The sequence below is a fragment of the Neisseria perflava genome, from assembly GCF_002863305.2.
GTDB lineage: Bacteria > Pseudomonadota > Gammaproteobacteria > Burkholderiales > Neisseriaceae > Neisseria > Neisseria perflava_A.
The window spans coordinates 277,067-288,851 of sequence record NZ_CP136962.1 but is presented as its reverse complement, the minus strand read 5'-3'; the positions used below and the strand labels follow the sequence as shown (position 1 = coordinate 288,851).

Below are 11,785 nucleotides of genomic sequence, written 5' to 3'. Positions count from 1 at the left end.
TGTATAATCCACGATTCAAATTAGTGCGGACGTGGCGAAATTGGTAGACGCACCAGATTTAGGTTCTGGCGCCGCGAGGTGTGAGAGTTCGAGTCTCTCCGTCCGCACCACACTCAAAATGAGCAGCTTTCGGGCTGCTTTTTTTACATCTATTCCACTATATACCCTATTCAAAATCAAAACTGCTTTTAATTTTTTGACCTTTGCAAAAAAAGGGGTTTATTTGGGGGTATAACAGACGTTTCCATTTTATCTTTCAGACGGCCTATCATTTATGTTGAATCAATCGCAAAAACTTGTCGAATTGGTCCGTATCCTTGAAGAACGTGCCTATATTTTTCCGGGAGATCCTGTGCAGGCGACGGAAGCGTTGCGACATATTGATGGCGGCAATGAGGAAAAACTGATACGCCGCGCTCAAATTATTGACCGCGACAAGCATTTGAAATATGTGTTGCAACAGGTGGAGACAGGCTCGTTTTGGCTTTGGATTGTTGCGGCGACGTTGTTGTTTACGGTTGGTTTTTCCAGCACTTATCTTTTGATGGACAATCAGGGGCTGAACTTTTTTCTGGTATTGGCCGGGATTTTGGGCATGAATACAGTCATGCTGCTGGTGTGGCTGGCGACTTTATTCCTGCGTTTGAAAAATGTGCACTTTATCAGCAGTCCGGCAACTTGGCTCCGAGGTAAAGACCCGGTCAATCAGGCAATTTTGCGGCTTTATGTGGATGAATGGCGCAAACCGCAAACGCGTTGGCTGATTGGTGCAACTTCACACGGCCTGTGGCTTTGTACGCTGTCGGGAATATTGGTTTCTGTTTTGCTGCTGCTTTTGGTGCGTCAATATACGTTCAACTGGGAAAGTACGCTTTTAAGCAATACGGCATTGGTGAAAACGGTTGAGGCTTTGTCATGGCTGCCGGAACGTTTGGGCTTTCCTGTTCCTGACAGTCAGGCTGTGATTGCAGGCCGCCTGAACAATCATATCGAAGATGCACGCGCTTGGGCAGGCTTACTCATCGGCAGCATTGTCTGCTATGGCATTCTGCCGCGTTTGATTGCTTGGCTGGCTTGCAAGATTACTTTAAAAACCCTTCGCGAACGTTTGGATTTGAATCAGCCCTACTATCAAAACATCCTCCGCACATGGCAAACGAAGATTGTTGATGCCGATGATTTTCAGGAAAACATCGTTCCCGTTTCATCTAAAATTACGCTGAATAATGCGCCCAAATGGGCTGTTACACTGGAAACGGAATGGCCTGAGCCGCTTTGGTTTTCCGGCGTTCTGGCGCAAGAGTGGATAAACAAAGGCGTGGCCGCCGGCAGAAAAGATTTGGAACAATTAGAAGCCGAATTGAAACAAACTCCGGCGCAACTTCTCATCGGCGTACGCACGCAAACTGTTCCCGACCGCGGCATTTTGCGTCAAATCAGCCGCTTGGCCGAAGCTACGGACGGTGGCGTTATCATTCAACTTTTGAATCAAGACAGTTTCTCTGAAGATTTGGATACCAAACTGGATTATTGGCGCGATGCGCTGGCAGAAAGAAACATTGCCTGGCTGGAGCCGACCCGTTTGGCACAAGAAAAACGGCAAAGCGCTATTTGACAGATAAACCGAAGGCCGTCTGAAAACTGATGTTTGGGTTTCAGACGGCCTTATTTATTGTTGAGGGTTCATCTTAATGATGTTCGTGGCGATGCTCTTGATGCTGTTTGGGCTTGGCTGCGTGGTGTTTGGCTTTAGGTGCAGGTTTTTTCATTTTTTGCGGTTTGGCTTTTTTGTACATACGCTCTTGTTTCGGATGCATTTCATGTTTGCCGTGTGCAGAAGCGACTGGAGCCAATACCAAACCGGCAGCTGCAACCATCAAAGAGGTCATTTGAATCAGTTTTTTCATATTTATCTTCTTTCAAGTGGTTGATTTGAGGTAAAAATAAGAATTTATTCGCACTCAAGCGATGGACAAATATTAATGGCTTTGACTGTCAGCTGCTGTCAGCATTCGGCGAAATCTGTTCAAAATTCGGCAATAGAAGTATGGCGACACGATGATGTAGCATGGTTCTGAAAGTTTGCCGTCAATTTCGACAAAGCGTCTTTACACATTTCCCAAACGACAAAAAGCGCGAACCTTTCGATTCGCGCTTTTTTCAGACGGCATCAATTATTTTTTGTCGTCTTTTACTTCTTCAAAGTCGGCATCTACAACGTCGTCGTCTTTCTTAGCGGAAGACTCGGTTTGTGCGCCCTCGCCTGCTTGTGCTTCGGCTTGCGCTTGAGCGTAAACCATTTCGCCCAGTTTTTGGCTGGCTACACCCAAAGCTTCGGCTTTGGCATCGATAGCGGCTTTGTCGTCGCCTTTAACTGCTTCTTCAGCTTCTTTCAACGCAGCTTCGATTTTTTCTTTCTCAGCAGCGTCGAGTTTATCGCCGTAGTCAGCCAGAGATTTTTTCACAGAGTGAATCAGGGCTTCGGCTTGGTTGCGGGAAGCGACCAATTCAGTCAGTTTTTTATCTTCTTCAGCGTTGGCCTCGGCATCTTTTACCATGCGTTCGATTTCCTCTTCGCTCAAACCTGAAGAACCTTGGATGGTGATATTGGCTGCTTTGCCGGTGCCTTTGTCTTTGGCAGAAACGTGCAAGATACCGTTGGCGTCGATGTCGAAAGTAACTTCAATTTGTGGCATACCGCGTGGTGCAGGTGCGATGTCGGTCAAGTTGAACTGACCCAAAGATTTGTTGGCAGAAGCACGTTCGCGTTCGCCTTGCAGTACATGGATGGTTACTGCGCTTTGGTTGTCTTCGGCAGTAGAGAACACTTGAGACGCTTTAGTCGGAATAGTAGTGTTCTTTTGAATCAGCTTGGTCATCACGCCGCCCATGGTTTCGATACCCAAAGACAGAGGAGTTACGTCCAGCAGCAATACGTCGCTACGGCCGCCGCTCAATACTTCGCCTTGAATCGCCGCACCTACGGCAACAGCTTCGTCAGGGTTCACGTCTTTACGAGGCTCTTTACCGAAGAAGGCTTTAACGGCTTCTTGTACTTTCGGCATACGGCTTTGACCACCGACCAAAATTACGTCGTCGATGTCGCTGGTGCTCAAGCCGGCATCTTTCAATGCGATTTTGCAAGGCTCGATAGAACGTTGGATCAAATCTTCAACCAGGCTTTCGAATTTGGCACGGGTAATTTTCATGGCCAAGTGTTTAGGACCGGTTGCGTCCATAGTGATGTATGGCAGGTTGATTTCAGTTTGCTGACCGCTGGACAATTCGATTTTGGCTTTTTCAGCAGCTTCTTTCAGGCGTTGCAGAGCCATGACGTCTTGTTTCAAATCAATGCCTTGTTCTTTTTTGAACTCGTCAATGATGTAGTCGATCAAGCGTTGGTCGAAGTCTTCACCGCCCAAGAAGGTGTCGCCGTTGGTTGCCAATACTTCGAATTGTTTGTCGCCGTCGATGTTGGCAATTTCGATGATGGAAATATCGAAAGTACCGCCACCCAAGTCATACACGGCAATTTTACGGTCTTTGCTGTCGCCTTTGTCCATACCGAATGCCAAAGCGGCAGCAGTTGGTTCGTTGATGATACGTTTTACTTCCAAACCTGCGATGCGACCTGCGTCTTTGGTCGCTTGACGTTGGCTGTCATTGAAGTAGGCCGGAACGGTAATCACGGCTTCGGTGACTTTTTCGCCCAAGTAAGCTTCGGCTGCTTCTTTCATTTTACGCAAAACTTCTGCGGAAATTTGAGGAGGAGACAGCTCTTTGCCTTGCGCTTTCACCCATGCATCGCCGTTGTTGGCTTTGATGATTTCAAAAGGCATGGATTCGATGTCGCGTTGTACTTCTTTGTCTTCAAATTTGTGGCCGATCAAACGTTTGGCCGCATAAATAGTGTTTTTAGCGTTTGTTACCGCTTGGCGTTTTGCAGGCGCGCCGACGAGGATTTCGCCGCCGTCCAAATAAGCGATAACGGAAGGAGTGGTGCGTGCACCTTCTGCATTTTCGATCACTTTGGTTTGACCATTTTCAGAAATGGCCAAACAAGAGTTGGTTGTACCTAAGTCAATACCGATTACTTTTGCCATATTATGTTGCTCCTAATAAACTTTTCTAAATTAATAATCCTGTGGAACATTTCGTTCCGATGGCTTGTAAATAAGGTTGCTTCATTTTTTTTCAAGGCTTAATTTGAATTTTTTTTCAAATTAAATTCAAGTACTTGATTTATTTATCCACAAGCCGCTTATTCTTTTTTCAGACGGCCGGTTTTAATTTTCCGATTCCGGTTTATCGGAATGATTTTCCAATAGCGAAATATCGGGCTTTGAAACCGGATAAGGCCGTCTGAAAATTTTATGCCTGATAAACTTTATCAAGCGGTGCCTTCAATCTTCTTTTTTCGCCACAACAACCATCGCAGGACGCAGCACGCGGTCGGATAATGTGTAGCCTTTTTTCATCACACTGACGATGGTATTCGGCTCTTGCTCGCTGACGACTGCCTGCATCGCTTGATGTTGGTGCGGATCGAGTTTGTCACCCGGCTGTGGGTTGATTTCTTTAATGTGTGTGGCATCAAATGCTTTTTGCAGCTCGTTCAAAGTCATTTGCACGCCCATTTTCAGTGCATCGAAATTGCCGCTTTGGTCCAGCAGCGCCATTTCGAGATAATCTTTAACCGGCAACATTTCTGCTGCAAATTTTTGTCCGGCGAATTTATGGGTGTCGGCGATTTCCTGCTGATGGCGGCGACGCAGGTTTTGCTCATTTGCCAAACCGCGCAGCTCGCTGTCTTTGAGCTGACCTTCCAACTCGGCGACACGCGCCTGAAGCTCTTCGTAAGTCGGTTCTGCTTGTTCGGTTTCAACGGTTTCGGCAGTTTCTACGGCTGCCGCTTCTTCTGCTTCGTGTTGATGTTGTTCGTTATGCTCCGTCATTTCTGACATCCTTTTAGCGTGTTGATATTCGATGCTTCATATATAAGGCCGTCTGAAAAAACTTCAAGCATTTGAATACCGATTATCAAATGCCTTGTTAAAAGACGTTGGAAAACGGTAAGATAGCCATCTGATTTTATTCTTCAGACGGCCTCAAACATGAAAAAAGACCATTTGAATTCAACCGATTTTAATCTGTGGCACACCATCCGCGAAGAAACCGAAGCGGCCGCCGCGGCCGAACCGATGCTGGCAAGCTTCCTGCACCAAACCGTGTTACGCCACGATTCGCTCGATTCGGTACTTGCCTACCATCTTTCCAGCAAACTCGGCAGCCCGATTATGGACGTGCGCGCGCTGTTTGAAATTTATCAGCAGGCTTTGAGCGTGGACACCCGCATCAGCAAATGTGTCGAGGCCGACTTAAAAGCCATTTACGAGCGCGACCCGGCTTGTGATGAATATTCGCTGCCGCTGTTGTATTTCAAAGGTTTCCACGCCGTACAGGCACACCGCATCAACCACTGGCTCTATCAAAACGGCCGCAAAACGCTGGCGTATTTCCTGCAAAACCGCATGTCGGAAGTCTTCGGTGTTGACATTCACCCTGCCGCCCGTTTCGGTCACGGTTTGATGCTCGACCATGCCACCGGTTTTGTGGCTGGCGAAACCGCCGTCTTGGGCAACAACATTTCCATCCTCCACGGTGTAACACTGGGCGGTTCGGGCAAAGAAAGCGGCGACCGCCATCCGAAAATCGGCGACGGCGTGATGATTGGTGCGAACGCTTCGATTTTGGGCAACATCCGCATCGGCAAAAATGCCAAAATCGGTGCAGGCAGCGTGGTGGTTGCCGACGTACCGTCTTCGATTACCGTTGTCGGCGTACCGGCCAAACCGGTCGGCCGCTCTTCCAAAACTCCGTCTGCCGATATGGATCAAAGCATTCAATTATCATCTACGGATTTTGTGATTTAAACCGTCTGCCATTTAAAAGGCCGTCTGAAAAAACAAATCTTTCAGACGGCCTTTTAATGGTTTAAAAATTCATGGAAATGATGAAGTGGTAATCTGATTTTATAGAGAAAAATAATTCTTTGCTGGGAGAAGATAAAGAAAATGGAAGAAATTCTCGTATTGAAGGGGTTTTACGAACAGGCAAAGTCATATGTTTTGAGATACTATGTCCATAAAACTAGTTGCTCAATAAAAGTGGTATAAATAAGGCAAAAAGGCGGTTTGATTATGATAGATTATTTTTTGATTGGGATAAAATCGATGATGAAAAGCTCGGTTTTGACTTTTGCTATTTACTTTGTGTCCTTCCTTCTTTTACTGATTCTATGGCGCCGTTATATCATTGTGCGTCAAAGTGGTGGAAACTTTTTTGCCCCATTTCATATTGCTAAGGGAAGATTTTATATCCATAATGCTTATGTTTTTAGAAAGCGAATTATACCACTGAATAATATTAAAAAGATTGAGGTCCATTTTATTCCAAGTGTTAAATTGAATGGAGCTAGATATTTTTTGAGTATCCAACAAAAGAACGGAAAAGCTCTGGCCTTTTTCTTTGGCCAATCAAAAGAGAATGATAAGCTTGTCAGAAATCTAAAAAATGAAACGAAAAACTATCATATCAAAGTCATCATTCACTGACAATTCCAAATATTGGAGAGGGATAAAGATGGATAGGCTACAAATAATCAGAAATAATCAGCATTTAAAAAGATTACTTTTAGATGAGTGTGATATTTACTTTTATGATCACATTAGAGAGGTGCAGTTTTCTAACAACGATGAGGAATATTCTCTAGCTTGTCAGGCCTTTGCCCAGGACGGTAGTGGGGGAGAAATTGGCTTTATAGGGAGTGAAGGCCAAGTTGGTCGGGATGAAAACAGGCTTGAACTTCTATGTTTTGAATCTTGGCGTCAACCGCGTTTGCGCAAGGCTTCCAAATGCGTTTTAACCTGCTTGACTTTCTCTTCGGTAAACAGCTTGGCAATGTTTTTCCAAATGCTGTGATAACCGTAAGGACCATGTTGCATTTCGGCTTTTGCTTCTTCCACCGGCCAGCCTTGATAGATGATGCGGTACATTCCGGCAATCAAACCAGTGCGGTCCGCGCCGTGATAACAATGGATAAGTACCGCGCCATTTTGCTGTTGTTTTTCAATCAGGTATAGGATTTCCGCAATCTCTTTCGGCTTAATGCTCCATGACAGCAACGGACGGTTTAGCAAGGTTAAACCATACGCCTTCAAATGGTCGTCATCGTTGCGGTCGAAAAAGCGCAAGTTGATCACGCTTTGAATGCCCAGTTTGACGATGGCTTCCCCATCTTCGGCAACAGGCTGCTCGCTGCGGTAAAGCTTGTCGTCGATACGATAAAGGTTGGCATCGTGTTTGACGGGCGTTGCCCAGCGTTCGGACTGAACGGCTTTGCTGCCGTTATCCGTCGGTGCGGACGAACAAGCGATGGGCAAGCCGGAAGCGAGAAGGCACAATAAAAGACGGCGCATAAAATTCCTGTATGAAAATCAATTGAAAATCAAAATATCATGCGATTCTATCAAAACCCGTTCGGATATTCTATCCGCGCAAACCGCGTTACAATAAAGCCTCTTTTTTCAGACGGCCTTTCATCATGACCTGCCTTGCTTGGAACACCACGCCTTCCCTTGCTGCCCTTTGCCACGCTATCGAACAACATACCGCGCCGCTTTATTTGATTGTCTGTCTGCCTGAAAACCATATTCCCGATTTTCCGCTGTCAAATCATCCCTCCGAGCTTGAAGGCCGTCTGAACAACCGTCTCGCTCAAGCCATGAAATGTCTTCAGTTCAACAGCGTCAATGTTTTAGAAAACCTATTGCCTGATGTGCATCTCTGGCTGGTGCCGCCACACCGCGCCGACCGCTTACACGAACATTTCCATCATATCGAATGGCAAACCGAAGCCATACCCCAATCCGCCCCAACTCCCCTAAAACCTTGGTTCAGACGGCCTGAACATCAAGCCGCGCCCGAACACGTCCTGATTATCGGCGCAGGCATTGCCGGCGCGGCAACCGCGCGTAAACTGGCTGAACACGGCGTACGCGTTACGGTTTTGGAAGCAGGCAAAGCGGCGCAGGCAGGCAGCGGCAACCGCCAAGGCTTGCTCTACGCCAAAATATCGCCACACGATACCGAACAAACCGAGCTGTTGCTGACAGGCTACGGCTACACGCGCCGATTGTTGGAAGACTTGCTGCCTGATTCCGACGTATGGGGCGGCGACGGCGTATTGCATTTAAATTTTGACGGCAGCGAACGCAAACGCAATCAGGCCTTGGGTTTGCAACACCAGCATAAACACCTCTACCGCAGCGTATCTGCCGAAGAGGCTGCATCCATCGCAGGCATAGACGTATTTTCAGACGGCCTTTACTGGCCGCAAGGCGTATGGCTGAATCCGCCCGCCGTCGTACATACATTATTAAATCATCCACTGATCGAGTTGCACGAACACTCGCCACTGACCGCCGTATCGCATGATGGCACACAATGGACGGCACACACGCCGGACACGCATTTCAACGCCAGCCATATTGTTTACTGCATGGGCGCGCACAGCCCGACTGCCGCCGACACCAACGTCTCCGCCCTGCCTTTCCGCCAAATCCGCGGACAAACCGGCGTTGTATCCGCCAGCCCGTTTTCACAAAAACTGCGTTGCGCCATTTCCGGCGAAAGCTACATCAGCCCGAGCTGGCAAGGCCGCCACTGCTACGGCGCGACATTTGTGCTCAACAGCAACGATGAAACTTGGTATCCGCACGAAGAAACCGAAAACCGCGCCGCTCTGCAACAGCTCAATCCCCCATTGGCACAATCCCTATTTGAGCAAGATTCGTTTTCAGACGGCCTTCAAGACACACAAGGCCATGCCGCCCTACGTTGCGACAGCCTAGACCACTTGCCCGTTGTCGGCGCACTCGGCGACATCGCCGCCATGCAGTCCGCCTACGCCAAACTGGCATTGGACAAAAACTACCGCCTCGACAATATCCCCTGCCCTTACCTGCCCAATGCCTACATCAATACGGCACACGGCACGCGCGGACTGGCGACAGCCCCCATCTGCGCCGCCACCATTGCGGCCGAAATACTCGGCTTGCCCCATCCGCTATCGCAAAGGCTGAGAACCACGCTACACCCCAACCGCGCCATCATCCGCGCGATTGTTCGGCAGCAGCCGTTGTTATCCGTTTAAAGATTTCGTTTTAAATAAAAAAGGCCGTCTGAAAGTCATCAAAACTTTCAGACGGCCTTTAGCTATCCGTTAACTGCTTAGAATTTCCATTCCAGCGATACAGCGTAATTGCGGCCTGGGGCGCGATAGCGGTCTAAGCCTTTGCCATCGCGGTCAACCCCGTTGGTGGTGCTGTAGCTGTACAGGCCGCGCAGGGAGTCCCAAGTGGTGTATTTGCGGTTGAACATATTGTACACACCGGCACGCAAAGTCAGGTTTTTAGCCGGTTTGTAGAAGCCGTACATATCAAACACATAAGCCGATTTGTTCAGCCATGGATAATCTACTACTTTTTCTTGCAAAGGCGTACCCCAACCGGTGTTTTCAAACACGGTGTACTGCGCATCTTTGGCTTTTTTCGCACCCAAATAAGTCAGGCGGGAGAATACACCCCATTTTTCGCTCGGGCTCTCGTAATCGACACCGGCAATCACTTTCAGAGGCTGAGTGGACAACAGGCTGTTGTTGCCAGACAGTTTGCTCTTCGCGTAGCCGACAGAACCAAACAGTTTCCAGCCTTCAGGTACGAAAGAAACCACTTGTCCCAAATTCAGACGGCCTGTCAGCTCAAGACCACGGATTCGGGCCTTGTCGATGTTTTGCATCTGCCATTCCAGTTTTTCGGAATAAGGATTGCTACAAATACCATAGTAGTAATTCATCTGAGTACAGCCGACATCGCCACTGGTGGTCAGCTTCTGCTCTTCAGACAAGAAGTTGCGGTAATTGCTTTGATACAGGTTGGCATCCAAAGTACCTTTTTCGCTGCGGCCTTGCAGAGAAAGGGTATGGGTGGTGCTGCGCTCGGCTTTCAGGTTCGGATTAGGCAACCAGGTACCTGAGCCGTGGTTGTAAGTGAAATACACTTCAGACGCATTCGGCACGCGGAAACCGGAAGTTACATCGTAACCCAAACGCCATGTCTGACTCAGCTGTGCAGCCAAGCCGACAAAACCGCTCCAGCCTTTATAAGTGTTGGCTGCAGGTGGTGTTTTGTCACAAGCATGACACTCGGCATTCAGTTGCTGCGGCGTCATTTTGGTGTAGTCGTAACGGATACCTGCGCGGCTGCTGAACACGTCGTTCCATTGGATTTGGTCAGACAGCGAGAAACCGTAGTTGTTGGTTTTCACCGGATGCTGAATCGTGCTGGTCGTGCGCAAAATACGGCCGCTGAAGTAGTAATCGTCGCGGTTTAAGTTTTCAAACTCACGTTGGCTGGCAAATGTTTTAAACGACAGGCGGTGTTGCCCGCCCAGTTGCAACGGCTGGCTGTCCATACGCAGCGTAATGCGTTTGAAGGTTGTATCCATGCTGCGGTTGTAGATTTCGTCCAAATCCTTCTGGTTGTAGTTGCGCGTCCAGGTGGAATAATCCATCGGGAACGAGCCTTTGTAGTTAACTGCCGCCACTTTGGTTTTCTGATAATCGAAGTCCGCTTTCAACAACGACAACCAATTCGAATCGGGCGTCCACTCGTAAAACAGGTTGGCATTGCGCCGTCTGTTGACATCGTCGGCTTCGCGCCAAGAAGAAGCGGTCAGGTTATAAGACTCTTCAGTCGTGTAATTGTGGCCCTGCTGACCGTTGAGCGATGCGCCGATACGGTGGTTGTCGTTGATTTGATAAGCAATCTTACCCAAGAAGCTGTGGTATTTATGTTTGGACGGATCAGGAATACCGCGCGCAGAACCACGGATATTCGCTCCGCTTCCGGCACCCTCTACCGGATAGCCACGCTCGCCCGCGCTTTCGGTCTCATGGCCGCGACGTTGCGAATACAGCAAAGCGGCATCCACGCGGTCGTTGCTCACGCCGAAACCGAGTGTATTTGTCCATTCGCGGTTGCGGCTGCTGTAACCGTTTTTCATCATCACGCCGAACTGACGCTCAGGCAACAGCAAATCATGACCTTGCAGGGTTTGGTAATTCACGCCGCCACCCAAGGCACCGCTACCGGTATTAAAAGAGTCTGCGCCCTTCACGATTTCAATGTTGCGCACGAGTTCAGGGTCGATAGACAGACGCGAACTGTTGAAGTTGCCATAACGGGCATACAGTGAGTTTTCTTCCGAATCAGGCAGGCTCACGCCGTCAATGCTGACACCGACACGGTTGCCTTCCACGCCGCGCACAGCAAAGCCTTTTTGATGGCGGCCACTGTCGCTCAGGCCGACGTCGGTGGAATAACGTACCAAGTCTTTGTTGTCGCGTACCATTTCTTGTTGGATACGGCCAAGGTTGACACGTTCCACGGCTGCAGGCGCATTGCGCTGGCCTTTAACGCGGACTTCTTTTATCTCTGCTTTAACGGGTGTGGTTTCAGTTGCAGCTTCATCCGCTGCCAAGACTGGATTGCCGAAAATACTGCCGACCAGCGCGGCAATAGGGAGCATTTGTAATGGTTTCATATTATCAACTCAAGGTGTAATGGATTGTTCATCCATCAGTTAATGCATAATAAATTTTCTGATAATCATTAATATTTAATAAGACAGCAACCCGTACAAATAAATCTGTGTCGTGTAATTA

9 protein-coding genes and 1 tRNA gene are annotated in these 11,785 nt (G+C 48.3%); 5 read left to right on the top strand and 5 right to left on the bottom strand.

The genetic code is table 11. The features are described 5' to 3' along the window. Positions 1–25 precede the first annotated feature (25 nt). Both CYJ98_RS01295 and CYJ98_RS01290 read left to right on the top strand, forming a co-directional pair. Positions 26–110: transfer RNA gene (locus CYJ98_RS01295), tRNA-Leu, on the top strand. 164 nt (positions 111–274) lie between these two features. Continuing rightward, positions 275–1,615 carry a DUF2868 domain-containing protein gene (locus tag CYJ98_RS01290; protein ID WP_101756133.1) on the top strand — a complete coding sequence of 447 codons (1,341 nt, stop codon included), beginning with the start codon at positions 275–277 and terminating at the stop codon, positions 1,613–1,615. A gap of 73 nt (positions 1,616–1,688) precedes the next feature. On the opposite strand, the gene CYJ98_RS01285 is transcribed toward CYJ98_RS01290, so the two are convergent. The 3 genes from CYJ98_RS01285 to grpE all read right to left on the bottom strand — a co-directional run bounded on the left by CYJ98_RS01285 (position 1,689) and on the right by grpE (position 4,964). After that, positions 1,689–1,907 (bottom strand): hypothetical protein, encoded by a 219-nt coding sequence (locus tag CYJ98_RS01285; protein ID WP_101756132.1) that lies wholly within the window; start codon positions 1,905–1,907, stop codon positions 1,689–1,691. Positions 1,908–2,174: 267 nt separating this feature from the next. Further along, positions 2,175–4,103, bottom strand: coding sequence for a molecular chaperone DnaK (dnaK, locus tag CYJ98_RS01280; RefSeq protein WP_101756131.1), 1,929 nt, complete (start codon positions 4,101–4,103; stop codon positions 2,175–2,177). A 300-nt stretch (positions 4,104–4,403) separates the two neighbouring features. Next, positions 4,404–4,964: a nucleotide exchange factor GrpE gene (gene grpE / locus CYJ98_RS01275; protein WP_070735055.1), complete on the bottom strand. Its 561-nt coding sequence runs from the start codon at positions 4,962–4,964 to the stop codon at positions 4,404–4,406. Positions 4,965–5,114: 150 nt separating this feature from the next. On the opposite strand from grpE, the gene cysE reads away from it, so the two are divergent. Then, positions 5,115–5,933 carry a serine O-acetyltransferase gene (gene cysE / locus CYJ98_RS01270; protein ID WP_049331061.1) on the top strand — a complete coding sequence of 273 codons (819 nt, stop codon included), beginning with the start codon at positions 5,115–5,117 and terminating at the stop codon, positions 5,931–5,933. Positions 5,934–6,200: 267 nt separating this feature from the next. Then, positions 6,201–6,614 carry a hypothetical protein gene (locus CYJ98_RS01265; protein WP_049331062.1) on the top strand — a complete coding sequence of 138 codons (414 nt, stop codon included), beginning with the start codon at positions 6,201–6,203 and terminating at the stop codon, positions 6,612–6,614. Between the two features lie 273 nt (positions 6,615–6,887). On the opposite strand, the gene CYJ98_RS01260 is transcribed toward CYJ98_RS01265, so the two are convergent. Beyond that, positions 6,888–7,478: a tyrosine-protein phosphatase gene (locus CYJ98_RS01260; RefSeq protein ID WP_101756130.1), complete on the bottom strand. Its 591-nt coding sequence runs from the start codon at positions 7,476–7,478 to the stop codon at positions 6,888–6,890. 125 nt (positions 7,479–7,603) lie between these two features. Between CYJ98_RS01260 and mnmC the strand changes: the two genes are divergently transcribed. After that, the gene (mnmC, locus tag CYJ98_RS01255; protein ID WP_101756129.1) at positions 7,604–9,214 is read left to right on the top strand and encodes an FAD-dependent 5-carboxymethylaminomethyl-2-thiouridine(34) oxidoreductase MnmC; all 1,611 of its coding nucleotides are present in this window, start codon (positions 7,604–7,606) and stop codon (positions 9,212–9,214) included. A 77-nt stretch (positions 9,215–9,291) separates the two neighbouring features. Here mnmC and CYJ98_RS01250 read toward each other — a convergent pair whose 3' ends face one another. Beyond that, positions 9,292–11,664, bottom strand: coding sequence for a TonB-dependent hemoglobin/transferrin/lactoferrin family receptor (locus CYJ98_RS01250; protein WP_101756128.1), 2,373 nt, complete (start codon positions 11,662–11,664; stop codon positions 9,292–9,294). Positions 11,665–11,785: the final 121 nt, after the last annotated feature.